The organism is Marinobacter sp. R17 (genome assembly GCF_003789045.1).
GTDB lineage: Bacteria > Pseudomonadota > Gammaproteobacteria > Pseudomonadales > Oleiphilaceae > Marinobacter_A > Marinobacter_A mangrovi.
In genome coordinates this window covers 1-14,947 of the sequence record NZ_RHGZ01000028.1, presented here as the reverse complement: position 1 = coordinate 14,947, position 14,947 = coordinate 1, and the positions used below count along the sequence as shown (strand labels likewise).

14 protein-coding genes are annotated in these 14,947 nt (G+C 60.9%); 6 read left to right on the top strand and 8 right to left on the bottom strand.

Annotated features, from left to right (window positions below):
• Nucleotides 1-249 precede the first annotated feature (249 nt).
• From EB809_RS17180 to EB809_RS17170, 3 genes are all read right to left on the bottom strand, one after another.
• The gene (locus EB809_RS17180) at nucleotides 250-1,845 is read right to left on the bottom strand and encodes a solute:sodium symporter family transporter (RefSeq protein WP_123636073.1); all 1,596 of its coding nucleotides are present in this window, start codon (nucleotides 1,843-1,845) and stop codon (nucleotides 250-252) included.
• Between the two features lie 101 nt (nucleotides 1,846-1,946).
• A complete protein-coding gene (locus tag EB809_RS17175) occupies nucleotides 1,947-2,834 on the bottom strand; it encodes an SMP-30/gluconolactonase/LRE family protein (protein ID WP_123636072.1) in 888 nt (295 codons plus the stop codon).
• Entirely contained in the window at nucleotides 2,831-3,619 is a 789-nt protein-coding gene (locus EB809_RS17170) for an IclR family transcriptional regulator (protein WP_123636071.1), read from the bottom strand. The genes EB809_RS17175 and EB809_RS17170 overlap by 4 nt, the downstream gene beginning before the upstream one ends.
• 371 nt (nucleotides 3,620-3,990) lie before the next feature.
• On the opposite strand from EB809_RS17170, the gene EB809_RS17165 reads away from it, so the two are divergent.
• The 6 genes from EB809_RS17165 to EB809_RS17140 are packed head-to-tail and all read left to right on the top strand — an operon-like array spanning nucleotide 3,991 to nucleotide 10,596.
• Nucleotides 3,991-5,715, top strand: a complete 1,725-nt coding sequence (locus tag EB809_RS17165; protein ID WP_223808012.1) for an IlvD/Edd family dehydratase — start codon at nucleotides 3,991-3,993, stop codon at nucleotides 5,713-5,715.
• A gap of 1 nt (nucleotide 5,716) precedes the next feature.
• Nucleotides 5,717-6,481, top strand: a complete 765-nt coding sequence (locus EB809_RS17160; protein ID WP_123636069.1) for an SDR family NAD(P)-dependent oxidoreductase — start codon at nucleotides 5,717-5,719, stop codon at nucleotides 6,479-6,481.
• Entirely contained in the window at nucleotides 6,478-7,419 is a 942-nt protein-coding gene (locus tag EB809_RS17155; protein WP_123636068.1) for a 2-dehydro-3-deoxygalactonokinase, read from the top strand. Before EB809_RS17160 ends, EB809_RS17155 begins: the two co-directional genes overlap by 4 nt.
• A gap of 11 nt (nucleotides 7,420-7,430) precedes the next feature.
• Nucleotides 7,431-8,066 (top strand): 2-dehydro-3-deoxy-6-phosphogalactonate aldolase, encoded by a 636-nt coding sequence (locus EB809_RS17150; RefSeq protein ID WP_123636067.1) that lies wholly within the window; start codon nucleotides 7,431-7,433, stop codon nucleotides 8,064-8,066.
• A 6-nt stretch (nucleotides 8,067-8,072) separates the two neighbouring features.
• Entirely contained in the window at nucleotides 8,073-9,071 is a 999-nt protein-coding gene (locus EB809_RS17145; protein ID WP_123636066.1) for an aldose 1-epimerase, read from the top strand.
• 58 nt (nucleotides 9,072-9,129) lie between these two features.
• Nucleotides 9,130-10,596 carry a patatin-like phospholipase family protein gene (locus tag EB809_RS17140; protein WP_123636065.1) on the top strand — a complete coding sequence of 489 codons (1,467 nt, stop codon included), beginning with the start codon at nucleotides 9,130-9,132 and terminating at the stop codon, nucleotides 10,594-10,596.
• A 77-nt stretch (nucleotides 10,597-10,673) separates the two neighbouring features.
• Here the strand turns inward: EB809_RS17140 and EB809_RS17135 are convergent, their stop codons facing one another.
• The 5 genes from EB809_RS17135 to EB809_RS17115 form a co-directional block, all read right to left on the bottom strand.
• Entirely contained in the window at nucleotides 10,674-11,033 is a 360-nt protein-coding gene (locus EB809_RS17135) for a nuclear transport factor 2 family protein (protein WP_123636064.1), read from the bottom strand.
• A 259-nt stretch (nucleotides 11,034-11,292) separates the two neighbouring features.
• Nucleotides 11,293-12,411, bottom strand: a complete 1,119-nt coding sequence (locus tag EB809_RS17130; RefSeq protein ID WP_123636063.1) for a hypothetical protein — start codon at nucleotides 12,409-12,411, stop codon at nucleotides 11,293-11,295.
• A gap of 479 nt (nucleotides 12,412-12,890) precedes the next feature.
• Nucleotides 12,891-13,607 carry a hypothetical protein gene (locus EB809_RS17125; protein ID WP_123636062.1) on the bottom strand — a complete coding sequence of 239 codons (717 nt, stop codon included), beginning with the start codon at nucleotides 13,605-13,607 and terminating at the stop codon, nucleotides 12,891-12,893.
• Nucleotides 13,608-13,610: 3 nt separating this feature from the next.
• Complete coding sequence (locus tag EB809_RS17120) at nucleotides 13,611-13,994, bottom strand: hypothetical protein (RefSeq protein ID WP_123636061.1); 384 nt, start codon at nucleotides 13,992-13,994, stop codon at nucleotides 13,611-13,613.
• Between the two features lie 412 nt (nucleotides 13,995-14,406).
• A complete protein-coding gene (locus tag EB809_RS17115; protein WP_123636060.1) occupies nucleotides 14,407-14,790 on the bottom strand; it encodes a DUF2750 domain-containing protein in 384 nt (127 codons plus the stop codon).
• Between the last annotated feature and the right edge of the window lie 157 nt (nucleotides 14,791-14,947).

Genomic DNA, 14,947 nt, shown 5'->3' with positions numbered 1-14,947 from the left:
ACCACCGATCAAACACACCAACAAACAACACATTTGCTGTTAAGCAATCATATTACAACTAAAAATATGTTAAAACCAATGAATACAACTTTTTTGATGTAAAATAAAAACAGTACAACATATTAGTTGTTAAAGATCAGAGTAGCAGACAAACGAAGAGCAACGAGGAAGGCAGAAACAGAAACGCCGCCAGAACCGGGTCCTGGCGGCGTTTCTGTCATTCAGGCGCGCGATTGAGTGCCAGTTTCATCAACCGGCAAACGCCGCATAGATGGCAATCACCAGAATCACCAGCACGATGCCCGCCGGAATCGCGCCACCCCAGGGCGTCAGGTCGACCTGGCCGCTGTCCTGCTGCACCCAGGCGGTGGCCCGTGGGGCGATCTTGCCGATCAGCAGCATGCCGACCACCAGGAGTACGAAGACCAGCGCGACGAAGTGGAAGTCGTTGATCGCATCGAGGATGCCGGTGAACGGCGGCACGAAGTAGACCAGACCGATGATCGCGCAGCCGCCGATCAGGGCGATCTTGGCGGCAATGGACGGCACGCGCTTGCTCAGCAGGCCCACCAGCACCACGGACAGGATCGGGATGAAGTACATGGCGTTCATCTTCTGCAGGTAGCCGAACAGGCTTTCCTGACCCGCCAGCATCGGGGCGATCAGCATGGCGGCAATGGCCATGACCCAGCCGAAGATCTTACCGGCGTTGACCACCTGCTCGTCGGTGGCGTCCTTGTTGATGACGCCCTTGTACAGGTCGAGACTGAACAGCGTGGTGGTACTGTTCAGCGCCGAGTTGAACGAGGACAGGATCGCACCCACCATCACCGCGGCGAAGAAGCCGGTCAGGTAAGGCGGCAGCACGTTGTAGACCAGGTGACCGTAGGCGGCGTCCGCGCGGATGCCGTCACCGGCATACAGGTGATAGGCGATGATGCCCGGGATAACCAGGTACAGCGGGCCCAGCAGCTTGAACAGACCGGTCAGCAGCACGCCCTTCTGGCCTTCGGCGAGGTTCTTGGCGGCAAAGGTCCGCTGGATGATCTGCTGGTTGGTGGTCCAGTAGAACACGTTGATCAGGAAGACGCCGGTAAACAGCGTGGCAAACGGCACCTGTTGGTCCGCACCGCCGATGGAGTTCAGTTTGTCCGGGTTGGTCTGCTTGAGGATGTCCCAGCCGGCCATCACGCCGGTGCCGTCACTCACGGCCTGCAGGCCGAAGTAGACGATCACGAAACCGCCGATCAGCAGGCCCACGCCGTTCAGCGTATCGGAAACCGCAACGGTGCGCAGACCGCCGAACAGGGCGTAGACGGAGCCGATCAGGCCCACCACCCAGACCGTACCCCACAGCAGCGTGGTGTCGGACTGGATACCGGTCAGCCCCGGCAGGTCCAGCATGCCCTGAAGCCCCACCGCGCCGGAATACAGGATGATGGGCAGCAGGATGACCGCGTAGGCCAGCAGGAAGATGATGTTACAGATCAGCTGGGTGCCCGGGTCGAACCGCTCGCGCAGCAGCTGCGGCACGGTGGCAATCCCACTGCGCAGGAAGCGCGGCAGGAAGAACAGCGCCAGCAGCACCAGCGCAATGACCGCGACCACTTCCCAGGCCATCACACTGAGGCCGTCCGTGAACGCGGAGCCGTTCAGGCCCACCATCTGCTCGGTGGACAGGTTGGTCATCAGCAGCGAGCCGGCGATGAACGGGAAGGTCAGGCTACGACCGGCCAGGAAATAGCCGCGCGTGCTGTCGTGGTCGTCGCGGCGCGTGACCACCCAGGTGATCAGTGCGACCAGCCCTGTAAAAAACAGGAACGAGATCAGGGTAAGTGCATGCATAGCTTGTCCTTGTTTTTGGAAAACATCAGTTCGGTGAATTCAATGCGCGACGCTGCACTACCAGAGCAGCAAGAGTCCGTCCCGTCGCACGCTCGGAAACATCAGCCCTTAAAGGCCGTACACGCCTGGCCCACCACATCGGTCTCGGCCACCAGCAGCGCGCCGTCCAGCGGCCCGCGTTCCGATGGTGTCAATTCCGCGTGGGCGGTGGTGACGTAAAGCGTTTTGCGATCCGGACCGCCGAACACGCAGCTGCTGGGGCAGCGCGCGGGAACCTCGACGATCCGGTCGATCTCGCCGTCCGGCCGATAGCGGATCAGGCAGCCCGCGCCCCATCGGGCGTTCCACAGGTAGCCTTCCTCATCCATGGCCGAGCCGTCCGGATTACCGTAACCCTCGGTCGCCGCAAACACGCGGCGGTTGCAGGCGGCGCCGGTGTCGGCATCCCAGTCGTATTGCCAGATCACACCTTTAAGCGTGTCGGCGAAGTACATGCGGGTTTCGTCCGGGCTCCACACCAGGCTGTTGCTGATGCCAACGCCGGATTCCACCTGCCGGACGCTGCCGTCCGTGTCGATGCACCACAGCAGGCCGCTGCTCTGGCGCACCGGGATGTCCTCCCCGTCGGGGCCGATGTTCTGCTGCATGGAGGCCATCCAGAAGCGGCCACGGGGATCCACGCGGGCTTCGTTGGTGCGGTTTTCGGGCGGTTCCGCTGCCGGCTCGGCCACGGCCGTCAGGTGGCCATCCGCGGGATCCAGGTCATAGACGCCGCGCCCGGCGGCGACCAGATAGTGACCGTTGGTGCGAGGGACGATGGCGCTCACCGTCGCCTCAAAGGACCAGCTGCGAGGCGCCGTTTCTTCGGTGCCATAGGCAAACGCCTTCCGCCCGACGATATCCACCCAGAGCAGCTCGTTGTTCTCGACATCCCAGTGGGGGCCTTCGCCGAGGGCGAAGCGATCGTTCAACAGGGGTTCAAAGTTCATGCGGTCTCCTGCGAGCCAAGCGGATTGCGGTCGGCGGACTCCAGATAGCCCAGCTCACGGGAGATCCCCCGGGCCACTTCCAGCAGCAGCGCCTGGAGATCCTGTAGCCGCGTGGTGCTCATGCGGGACGCCAGGGACGTCACGCTGATACCGGCCACCACCTCACCCCGGAAATTGAAGATGGGCGCCGCCACGCAGCGCACGCCTTCCTCGTGTTCTTCCATGTCCAGCGCACAGCCACGCACCCGGATGTCCGCCAGCGCCTGGCGCAGGGCCCGGGCGTCGGGAATGGTGTGGGCGGTGTGTCGGACAAACTCGGTGTGAGCGATGACGTCTTCCTGCTGTTGTTCGGGCAGGTAGGCGAGGATGGCCTTGCCCACGCCGGTGCAGTACATGGGCCCCCGTTTGCCGATCGCCGAATACAGCCGGATCGTCTTGGGACTTTCCAGCTTGTCGATGTAGATGATCTCGTGACCGTCCACCGCCGCCAGATGGACCGTCTCCCCTGCCTCGTGCAGCAGCCGCTGCATGTGATCCCGCGCCACCTTGGGAATATCCAGCCGCTCCCAGGTCCGCTGGGCCATGCTCAGCAGGCGGTAGCCGGGGGAATAACGCTGATCTTCCCGGTCATAACGGACCAGACCGTGGTCCAGCAGCGTGGTGAGCAGGCGATGGGCGGTGGACTTGGGCAGCCCGAGACGGGCGACCAGATCGGTAAACCGGATGGCTTCCGGGTTGTCGCAGACGGTCTCCAGGACCTGGATCGCCTTATCGATCGACGACATGAATGAGGGACCTCTTTTGTTGTTGTGGCGCTATTGTGTCGCGTTTATACCACTCAGTTCCATATCTGGAAATGACGGTTCCGCAATATGGACCTTCGGCATTGTGCCGGTCAAGGCGTAGCCATTGGCGTCAAATGACCTGAATAAAGCCACCCCGTATTGACACGGAACGGGTCGGAAGATAACACTAAACCATAAATGGAACACTCGTTCCATATATTGGAACTTAAAGGCCTATGCCTGCCTTTCTTCTACCCTTAAGGGATATCAAGCCTTCTTGCGCCCAACCGGCTATCCGGACCGCCCGGATGGCCGTGCCGTCGCTTCGGACAGCCATGGCGGGGCACGACCGCATTACGGGAGAGACCAGAGTGAGTAACAAAGACCGCAAGCTCCGCAGCCAGCAGTGGTATGGCAAGCACGACCGCGACGGTTTTATCCACCGCAGCTGGATGAAGAGCCAGGGCCTACCGGATCACGCCTTCGACGGCCGGCCGATCATCGGCATCTGCAACACCTGGTCGGAAATCACCCCCTGCAACGCGCACCTGCGGGACATCGCCGAACACGTCAAGAAAGGCGTCTGGGAGGCCGGCGGCGTGCCGCTGGAATTTCCCGCCATGTCCCTGGGCGAAACCCAGATGCGCCCCACCGCCATGCTGTTCCGCAACCTGCTGAGCATGGACGTGGAGGAATCCATCCGCGCCAACCCGTTGGACGGCGTGGTGCTCCTGGGCGGTTGTGACAAGACCACACCGGGCCAGGTCATGGGCGCCGCCAGCGTCGACCTGCCCACCACCGTCATCTCCTCCGGTCCCATGCTGAGCGGCAAGTACCGCGGCCAGGACATCGGCTCTGGCACCGACGTGTGGAAGTTCAGCGAGCAGGTCCGCGCCGGCACCATGAGCCTGCCGGAATTCCTCAACGCCGAGGGCTGTATGTCCCGCAGCCCGGGCACCTGCATGACCATGGGCACCGCCTCCACCATGGCCTCGCTGATGGAAGCCATGGGCATGGCCCTGCCCCTGAACGCCTCGATCCCCGCCGTGGACGCCCGCCGCAAGGTGCTGGCCCACCTCACCGGCATGCGCATGGTGGAGATGGTTCACGAAGATCTCACCATCTCCAAGGTCCTCACCCGCAAGGCCTTCGAGAACGCCATCAAGGTGAACGCGGCGATCGGCGGCTCCACCAACGCGGTGGTCCACCTGCTGGCGATTGCGGGCCGGCTGGGTGTGGAGCTGGACCTGGAAGACTTCGACCGCCTCGGTCGCGAGGTGCCCTTGCTGGTCAACCTGATGCCGTCCGGTCAGTACCTGATGGAAGACTTCCACTACAACGGCGGCCTGCCCGTCGTGCTCCAGCGCCTGCAGGATCAGCTGCATCTGGACGCCCCGAGCATCACCGGCAAGCACATCGGCGAAGCGCTGGATCAGGTGGAATGCTTCAACGACGACGTCATCCGACCGATGGACAACCCGGTCCGCCCGGCCGCCGGCATCGCCGTACTGAAAGGCAACCTGTGCCCGAAAGGCGCCATCATCAAACCGTCCGCCGCCAGCGAAGGCCTGCTCAAGCATCGGGGCCAGGCGGTGGTGTTCGAGACCATCGAGGACTTCAAGGCGCGCATCGACGACCCGAAACTGGAGGTGGACGAAAACTCCATCCTCGTCCTCAAGGGCTGCGGTCCGAAGGGATATCCGGGTATGCCGGAAGTGGGCAACATGCCTTTGCCGCCGAAAGTGCTGGAGAAAGGCGTCACCGACATGGTGCGCCTGTCCGACGCCCGCATGAGCGGCACGGCCTTCGGCACCGTGGTCCTGCACATCTCGCCGGAAGCCAATGAAGGCGGCCCGCTGGCGCTGGTGGAAAACGGCGACTGGATCGAGATGGACGTGGAAGCCCGCAAGCTGCACCTGGACATCTCCGACGAGGAACTGGCCCGCCGCCAGCAGGCGTGGGAAGCGCCCGAATCGCCCCACAAGCGCGGCTACTACCGCCTCTACATCGACCACGTCATGCAGGCGGACGAAGGCGCGGACCTGGACTTCCTCAAGGGCAGCAGCGGCCACGTCGTGACGCGGGAGTCCCACTGATATGGCCGACTACGCCACCTACCCGAGCCTGGCTGGCCGCGTCGCCCTGATCATCGGCGGCGCCACCGGCATCGGCGCCGCCCTGGTGGAAGCCTTTGCCGACCAGGGCGCCAAAGTCGCCTTTCTCGACATCAACGAGAACGCCGGCCACGCATTGAGCGAGACACTGGCCGACCGCGCCAGCCAACCGCTGTTCGTCCCCTGCGACATCCGCGACGTCGAAGCCCTGCGGTTTGCGATCCGCACCGTAGCGGACCAGCTGGGCCCGATCCGTGTGTTGATCAACAACGCCGCCTGGGACGACCGCCACAAGCTGGAAGACGTCTCGCCGGAATACTGGGACCAGGGCATGGCGGTGAACCTGCGCCCGCACTTCTTCTCCACCCAGGCGGTGCGCGACGCCATGCGCGAAGCCGGTGGCGGCAGCATCATCAACATGAGTTCCAACAGCTACCTGCTGGGCCTGGACGGCTACCCCGGCTACGTCACCGCCAAGGCGGGCATCGTCGGCCTGACCAAGGGACTGGCCCGGGAGCTGGGGCCGGAGAACATCCGCGTCAACGCCGTGCTGCCCGGCTGGGTGATGACCCAGCGCCAGAAGGACCTGTGGCTGACCGATGAGGCCGAGCAGGAACTGATGCAGCAACAGGCCCTCAAGACCAAGATCGATCCGGCGGACGTCGCCCGCCTGACCCTGTTCCTGGCCGCCGAAGACAGCGCGCTGATCACCGGCCAGAGCCACATCATCGACGGAGGGCGGGTATGACGGCGGCCGATCTCAAGGCCGGTGCCCTGATCGCCGTCGACTGGGGCACCAGTAACTTCCGCGCCACCCTGCTCGCCGCCGACGGCGCCGTTATCGACCGCCTGCAGGCGCCGAAAGGCATCCTGCACGTGGAGCGGGACGGGTTTCCGGCGGTGCTGACCGAACAGCTCTCGCCCTGGCTGCCTCACCTGCCGGGCGTGCCGGTGCTGATGGCGGGCATGATCGGCAGCGCCGACGGTCTGGTGGAAGTGCCCTATCTCGCCTGCCCCGCCAGCCTCGACGACATCGCCGACGGCCTGGTCCGGGTCACGCCACTGGGCGAGGCCAATCCGGCTTACATTGTGCCCGGCCTGCGCGGCCAGTCGGTGGCCGACAGCCCGGACGTCATGCGCGGCGAGGAAATCCAGATTCTCGGCGCCCTCGACCCCGACGCCCGCGGCGAGCAAATCCTCTGCCTGCCCGGCACCCACGCCAAGTGGGTTCGCCTGAACGGCCGCACCGTGCAGTCGTTCAGCACCTGCATGACCGGGGACGCCTACTCGGCCCTGCGCCAGCACACCATCCTGCGGCGCTTTGCTGCCGGCGGCGAACACGATGCCAAAGCCTTTCGCCGAGGCCTGGAACGCGTCCGTCGCCCCGGCGGCCTGATGCACCACCTGTTCAGCGCCCGCACCGAAGTGCTGCTGGGTGACATGCTCCCGGAAACCGCCAGCGCCTACCTCTCCGGCCTGCTGATCGGCGACGAAGTGCGCGCCATGGTCGAAGCACTACAGCCGCAAAGCGACGTCACCCTGATCGGCGATCCGCGCCTGACGGCACTGTATGCCGAAGCCCTGGAACGCCATGGCCAGAGCAGCCGCAGCATCGACGGCGACCAGGCGGTCACCCACGGCCTCCACCAACTGGCAACCCGCGCCGGGCTGCCCCAATCCAACTGACGGAGTGGCCCATGCCCAGCCAAGCCTTTGAAACCTATCGCGCCGAGTTGCCCCTGATCGCCATCCTGCGCGGCATCCAACCGGACGAAGCGGTGCCCCTGGTGGAACAACTGATTGAGGCCGGCTTCCGGCTGATCGAAGTGCCGCTCAACTCGCCCTCGCCGTTCGAGAGCATTGCCGCGCTGGCCGACCGTTTTGGCGACCAGGCCCTGATCGGCGCCGGCACCGTCACCAGCGTGGAGGACGTCGAACGGCTCAAGCAGGCCGGCGGCCGCCTGCAGGTAATGCCCCACGGTGACCCTGAAGTGATCCGCGCCGGTGTGGCCGCCGGCATGGACGTGCTGCCCGGTGTCATGACGCCGACCGAAGCCTTCGCGGCGTTGAAAGCCGGTGCCGAAGCGCTGAAGATTTTCCCGGCGGAACTGGTGGGCGCGACGGGCATCAAGGCCCTGCTGTCGGTGCTGCCGAAAGGCACGCTGGTGGCGCCGACCGGCGGCGTGACGCCGGAGAACCTGGCGGAGCTGGCTGCGGCCGGCGCCGGCGGATTCGGCCTAGGCTCGGGCCTCTACAAGCCGGGCTTCGATGCCGCCACCCTACGCGAGCGTGCCGACGCCTACGTCTCCGCCTGGCGGCAGATTGGAGGCTGAAGAACGATGGCGGGCTACCACATCACGGAAGGCCAGTTCGGCGATGACCCCACGCGGATTCTGTCCAGCGACGACGGATCGGCCCGGGCCGAGATCGCCCTGCGTGGCGCCACGCTACTGAGCCTGACGCTGCCCACCGCGCAAGGGCCGGAGTCCGTGCTCGGCGGCTACAACGATCCGGCCGATTTCACGGCCCTGACCGGTGCCCGCTCCGCCATCCTCGCGCCCTACAGCAACCGACTGGCGGGCGGGCAATACACCTTTGATGGTGCGACCCACGCCTTTGCCGGGCGCGACAACGACGGCAACAGCCTGCACGGGCTGGTCATGGATGCGGCCTGGTACCCGGTTCGGGAAACCGCCGATGACAACAGTTCGATTCTGGAACTGGGCACCGACCAGCTGCTGGCCGGCGACGCTCCGGGCTACCCCTTCAAGCTCGCCCTGAAAGCCCGCTTCACCCTATCCCGGGAGGGTTTGCAACTGGACCTGATCGCCACCAACCAGGGCACCGTTTCCGCACCGGTCGGCCTGGGCTGGCACCCTTACCTGGAAACCCGCGGGCACGACATTCGCGACGCCCACCTGACCCTGCCCTATCACCAGGGCGTCGTCACCGATGAGCGACTGATTCCCTTAGCGGGCGCGGCCAGCGTGACCGATCTGAGCGGCACCGAATCGGATTTCAGCGGCGAGGGTCGAACGATAGACGGGCAGGCGATCGACCGCTGCTTTGTGGGTTCAGCGCAGCCGGGTTGGATCAGCAGCCGCCTGCACGATCCGGCCACCCACCTGACCCTGGAACTCGCCCAGTCCCATGGCGTGGTACAGGTCTATACCGGCCACAGCCTGCCTCACCGCCAGTACGACGGCCTGGCCATCGAGCCCAACGAATTCATGCCCGACGCCTTCAACCGGCCCGAGCTGGCCAACGCCATCCGGCTGGGTCCGGGCCGCGAGCGCACGCTGTCCGCGCGAATCCGCATCCTTCCGGACCCAACCTGAACAGGCCGTCATCCCCGATGCCTCCCCAAGGTGGGCCGGTTGAGCTAAGGTATTCGGCATGATACGCCAATCCCGATTCCGCAAAGCCCTCCAGCAACAGATGGCCAACGCGACCTGTTATGACGACTGGTACGCGGCGGCCGCCGAACTCGACGATGTGGACGGATTGCTGGACTGGCGGGCCGAAGACGACACGCCGATGCTCCACAGCGTGTTGATCCGCGAGCATATGGAGGCGCTGAAAGCCCATCGCCTGGACGGCGACACCCGCGCCCTGACCCGCGTGTTGCAGGAAAGCCTGTACCGCCACCTGGGCGAACTCTCGAACCCGGACCTGTACGCCGTCGCCCGCACCGGCACCAAGCATCTGGTCACGGAATTCCTGAAGGAAGTCGAGCGCGGCATGCAGTACGTGTGCGACAACCCGCTGCCGGGGGTGACGGACTCCGAGAAGCTGCAGCTGTTCCGCAACGCCGAGCGCGTTTTCGGCAACACCGCGTTGATGCTCAGCGGCGGCGCGGCGTTCGGCATCTACCATTTCGGGGTGACACGAGCCCTGTGGTCGCAGGACCTGCTGCCACCGGTGATCGCCGGCTCCAGCATGGGCGCCATCCTCGCCGCCGCCATCTGCACCCGGGACGATTCGGAACTGGCCACCTTCTTCAGCCACCCGGAACAGGTCAACCGGGACGCCCTGCACTGGCTGCGGCCGGACCGCATCTGGCAACAGGGCCACGCCATGGATCCCGAGCGGCTGCTGGCGCACATCCGCGCCAACGTCGGGCGGTACAGCTTCCGGGAAGCGTACCTGCACAGCGGCCGCACCCTGAACATCTCCGTCTCGCCCACCCGCACCCGGCAAAAGCCCCGGCTGCTGAACGAACTGGCCTCGCCGGAAGTCATGGTGGATTCCGCCGTGCTGGCCTCCTGCGCGGTGCCGGGCATCTACCCGCCGGTCACCCTGCGCGGGCGCGATAAACAGGCGGCGGACGGCGAAACCGACTACATGCCGACCGAAACCTGGATCGACGGCAGCGTCCACGGCGACCTGCCCATGATGCGCATGGCCCGCCTGCACAACGTGAACAAGACCATCGTCAGCCAGGCCAACCCACACGTCTTACCGTTCATCAGCCACCACCACGATCGCGGCGTGCCGGCCACTATGCGCCAGGCCGCCGGTACACTCGTGCATGCCCAGGTGGCCTCAATACTGGAGCTGACCCGCAACGTAGGCACCCCCTCGATGCTCCGCCCCTACGTGGAACAGGCCCACGCGCTCGCCACCCAGTCTTACTTGGGGGACATCAACATCCAGTTCCCGTTCAAGCCCTGGTTGTACCGAAAGGTGCTCTCCAACCCCAGCGAAAAGGACCTGGCGATGTACATTCAACTGGGGGAACAGGCCACCTGGCCGCAGATGGCGATGGTGCGGGATCAGACGGTGGTGAGCCGGGCGTTCCGGGATTGCATTGCGCGGCTCAAGCAGCGGGCAGGGACTGAGCGGCGGCGGGTGACGGACTGACGCTCACCCGCTCCTCCCCGGCTCTGCATAGACAGAGTTCGGCATCGACGTTTATACCGACACGGCAAACGCGGACGTCAGAACGCGCGCTTCCACTGCTCCGTATCGATAAACCAGCGCTCTTCGTAGATCTTGTCGTCCCGGAACCGGAACAGAACGGACAGCTGGGAACCGCCGATCTTAGACGACTTCCATCCGACGATCGACACCATCTCGTCCGCGCCTTCCAGATGCTGAAGCCCGGTAATCTCGAAACCCGGCGGGAGAATCCCGCCCAGTCCGTCCAGGGCCGACCGAAACGCCTGCCGCCCTTCCAGGACATCCTCCTGCCCCGGCATCACAAAGACCATGTTCTCGACATAGTCCTTCACCAGACCATCGAAATCCCCGGCGCCCACAGCGTCCCAACCGCGTTGTACGATTGACGTTAAGCTCATCGCCTTCCCCTCCACCGACTGTTTTCGGACGGATGGTTGCCACTCACACGCGAGCGAACCAGAAGTCTCAACGAAGGGGCTTCTGTATTGAAATTATAGTCTTTGGGTGGGGCTTGAGAGGGGATGTTGGAGGTAAATCCAGGCGCACTAGGCAAAAGCGAACTGTAGCCGCTTATCACGGTGACTATGCCCATTACCCATGTTTAACAAGGATTCGGGGCAGGTCAGAGGGGGGCTTGGGCCTCTGACCTGCTGCCGACTATATCTTCTTGATCTCGCCAGTGTCAGAGTCAACCCGGACCTCACCGGAATTGGCTCCGGAGAGATGAACCAGGATTTGATCCTTTTTTGCCTCAAACTTTACTCCGCGTAAGCGCAGCTCCATAAACTGTCGCTCCACGCCGCTTGGCATTGATTGCCAAGTGTCTCCATTATCAATGCTGGAATACACATCAAATTCTTCATCAACTACAACGATCAGGTCACTGCTCCAAAACAAAGATCTAGCGGCGGTATTGAACGGCAATGTCTTCACGTTAAAGGTCGTGCCTGACGCTGCGTCGACCCACACCAGATTTCTTGTAGATTCACCGTCCTTAGGGAACCCATCCCTGTCTAACAGAGCTGTGTCCGAAGCAACGCATAGCAGTCGACTAGTACTACCCGTGCAGGATTCGTAGTAATAGTTTGTATTGTCAGTGAATACGATATGGACCAGATCCGTTTCCGTCTCTCCTCGTTTTTGAAACGAAGCGTAGATGCCGATAGTTCCCAATATGTCGCCATGAAAACTGAAGGAAGCACCTCTAGGCACATTTTGCGGCATGATCACATTGAATGAAGGTACTATCCGCGGCAGCAGGATCTGTTTAAGGCCTTTCTCCCCCAGGTAAGGACCTGATGCAATGGCGTAATTGTGATTTTCCAGATCGTTCGCCAGCCATGCGGGCGCCTCCTGCGAAAGGACTTTTGCGGTGTCTTTATGGTTGGCTATCCAGCCATAGACAAATTCTTTATTGGACGGCTTGTGCCGGGTAATGATGGTTCCAAGATTCAGTATTCCGCCCGGCCGCGTCGTAAACTTGCGATCTATTGGGTAACGGTAGTAATAGTCCCCGCCATCCATCGTAATGGTGTTGAGTGTATGGTCCCCAGGAGGAAGCTCTATCGCAAAAGGGAGGGTTCCACGAAACCGAGTTCCGGATTCGATCCGATAACGCTTGTCGTCAATGTAAACGTTCGTTATTGAGCCCACCTTAGCGCCGATGACCAGAGAATGCTGATCATCAATGGGTACGTCTTCGTTTTCGATATGAATGGTCCCAGTAGCACAGCCTTGAAGCAGCACGAGCACTATCCATAGTGTTATTTGTTTCATTGGTCTTTTTCTCGTCCTCATGAGTGTTAAAGATGAGACTTCTGGTCACTGCATTCGTTTTGGATAGGCACCGGATGCCCATTGCCGCCAAAGTGTTTCAGAATGTAGAAAGCAGCTATAAAACAAATACATGCGAGAGAGCCTTGAGCTTCCATGAGTATAGGGAGCCTGTCCTTTATAGCAACATAAGATCCCACACCCGAAGAACAGGGCTGGCAAACCTCGCCCTTGCCATGCAACCGTTTGGACTCTTCTTGTGGTGATCTCAATATAATTGTATGGGTACGGCACAGTAGCGCAGGTGAATACAGCGCAGGATTCGCCTCCCTCGGGCACGGGGTAGTGACCGGGTGCGCTTTTTGCGGGTAGGAGTAGCGTTGTCCATGTCTCGCTCCTGAGAGTGGCAACTTATTTCAGGAGGGGGCATATTCCATTAAAAAAGGGGCACTAAGCCCCTTTTCCGGATGGTCTCGGTGATCTCATGAATCACCGGTATCCTCGATACTCAGCATATTGGAAAACTCATGTCTCAAACCTTCTTCAAGTCGCTGCTGAGTCGCCGACTTGATCAGCGCAAGGTTATCGTCCTCCAGCTCTCTTACTGACTCATCGTAATCCGCGTAAAACACAGGAAGGAAAGAGCCATTGTAATCCTCGCCATTGCTAACCAGGTCGATGATGGTAATCGTAGACGGCAGTTTCAAAGTGGCCGAGGAGGTAATCGAGGTTGCGTCGACCATGATAAAGCTGGTTCGAAACAGAACCAGATATTGATACCCCTCATCCAGCAGCCGGGATCGCGTGGTTTCGTTCAGCTCAAAGGGGGTTGCTGGGTCCTCTTGCGGGTTGTCCGTGTAGGAATTTTCCAGCCTCTCGTAAAGATCGTTATATTCCGATTCCGGTAGCGCCTGCGACACGGAGTCCACGTTCACATGCAATGCCTGAAGCGCCGAGGTCAAAAGCTTCGTATGGTCCTTGTCGACATCCCAGAAGCCGCCAAAGACCGCCTCCTGAGTTCGAGTTTCGTTGTACAGAACCTTGTAAACCATTTCGTTGTATTGGATTTTTTTATCCAACATCACCGCCGCCGATACCACTTTCCCTTGCTTAATACCTGTCGAGGTCTCCTGGGGAAGCGTGCTGGCACACCCTGCAAAGGCAACTGAACAAATGACGATTAATAGGGATCGAAACAAAACTTAATTTCCTTCTTTGCGTTTATCCATAACCCGACGAAGAACTCCCTCCTCATCGAACCCATACACGAGGCTAGCGTCACGGAAGGCTTTCTTGTCGTAGAACAGGCTAATGTCATAAGTGCTTACGACATTGCTGCCCGTGGGGAATGCGAAGAAAACTCCGGAGAGCTGTGGCGATTCGGGGTAGCCCCAGAGCAGCAACTCATCAGTTTGCTGAACCTCTGCAGGTAAACCAAGCACCGCAGCCACTTCATTCTTTTGAGTTTGCCCAACCACAAACCTGGTGTTTTCGAACGAGGACCGATTGCCAACTGACGAGGCACAACCGGCTAACGTCAACACCAAGCTGGAGGCAATAACACACAGCACAGATCTCAATTCCATATGTCTTGTCTCTCGCTTTCCATTGATCGCCGCTTAGTATAGGTCAGCCTATTTGAGCGACTCAGAGAAAAATGTAATTTTTTGAATTAGTTATGTTTCATCGAGGGCGCAAAATAAGTCTTTCGCTTTGCTTCGGATGCGATTGCGTGAAATTTGGTAAGAGCAAAAGGCAAGACCTGACCCTAGGCTTTTGACCGGGAAACTTCAGTTTGACGACAGGACATACAGAGCCGGGAGGTTTGCTAAGGATCGGGTTACAAGCCAGAGCCTCAGGTTTTGCAATCAAGCTTTGTTGAGGCAAAAGGCAAGACTTGACCCCGACCATGCTCATCTCCCGCAGCATGCGCGGCTTTGGAATGGAGGCGAAGCCGCAATGGAAAAGACGTCGCCGTGCCTGCGATGGTTATGCTTTTTACTCATACTGAGCGGCCTCATCTCTTAGGCATTGCGCCAAGTCAGCCGGTTCCATAACCCAGAACACCCACTCTTTGTTTGGAAATACCGCGACCTTAACATTGTCAGCCTCAAAGGCTGGCAGCCAATGGGATAGAAATTCTTCAAGTGGTATTTCTACCGCATGATGGCCAGGGAAATGCTCATCCACGATCTTTTGAGCATACTCGGGGTGCGGCCAAACGGGGAAATACTCTAAATCTTCGGGAGTGATCGGAACCAGCCAGCCGAGATCGTTTTTGACACCCCACAACTGCTCCCAATCGGCAACCTTTCCAACAAAATGAGAGCTTCGGTCAGCACTGCTAAGTGCTAACACAGCATCAAATTGTTGGGGATTCATTTTGTAAGGCACCCGAAATCCTTGTGAGCATAATCGGGATAGGGAGGCACCTCACGATGCCCCTCCTCCCACATCACCGGGCATACGGATCACGTACCACGGCGATTCAGTGATTTGATTCAACCCGTTACCGTACTGCCAACTCCGGCAATCCATA

Coding starts and splice junctions, on each gene's coding strand:
- EB809_RS17180 (WP_123636073.1), bottom strand. CDS start 1,845: ATGCATGCACTTACCCTGATCTCGTTCCTGTTTTTTACAGGGCTGGTC.
- EB809_RS17175 (WP_123636072.1), bottom strand. CDS start 2,834: ATGAACTTTGAACCCCTGTTGAACGATCGCTTCGCCCTCGGCGAAGGC.
- EB809_RS17170 (WP_123636071.1), bottom strand. CDS start 3,619: ATGTCGTCGATCGATAAGGCGATCCAGGTCCTGGAGACCGTCTGCGAC.
- EB809_RS17160 (WP_123636069.1), top strand. CDS start 5,717: ATGGCCGACTACGCCACCTACCCGAGCCTGGCTGGCCGCGTCGCCCTG.
- EB809_RS17155 (WP_123636068.1), top strand. CDS start 6,478: ATGACGGCGGCCGATCTCAAGGCCGGTGCCCTGATCGCCGTCGACTGG.
- EB809_RS17150 (WP_123636067.1), top strand. CDS start 7,431: ATGCCCAGCCAAGCCTTTGAAACCTATCGCGCCGAGTTGCCCCTGATC.
- EB809_RS17145 (WP_123636066.1), top strand. CDS start 8,073: ATGGCGGGCTACCACATCACGGAAGGCCAGTTCGGCGATGACCCCACG.
- EB809_RS17140 (WP_123636065.1), top strand. CDS start 9,130: ATGATACGCCAATCCCGATTCCGCAAAGCCCTCCAGCAACAGATGGCC.
- EB809_RS17135 (WP_123636064.1), bottom strand. CDS start 11,033: ATGAGCTTAACGTCAATCGTACAACGCGGTTGGGACGCTGTGGGCGCC.
- EB809_RS17130 (WP_123636063.1), bottom strand. CDS start 12,411: ATGAAACAAATAACACTATGGATAGTGCTCGTGCTGCTTCAAGGCTGT.
- EB809_RS17120 (WP_123636061.1), bottom strand. CDS start 13,994: ATGGAATTGAGATCTGTGCTGTGTGTTATTGCCTCCAGCTTGGTGTTG.
- EB809_RS17115 (WP_123636060.1), bottom strand. CDS start 14,790: ATGAATCCCCAACAATTTGATGCTGTGTTAGCACTTAGCAGTGCTGAC.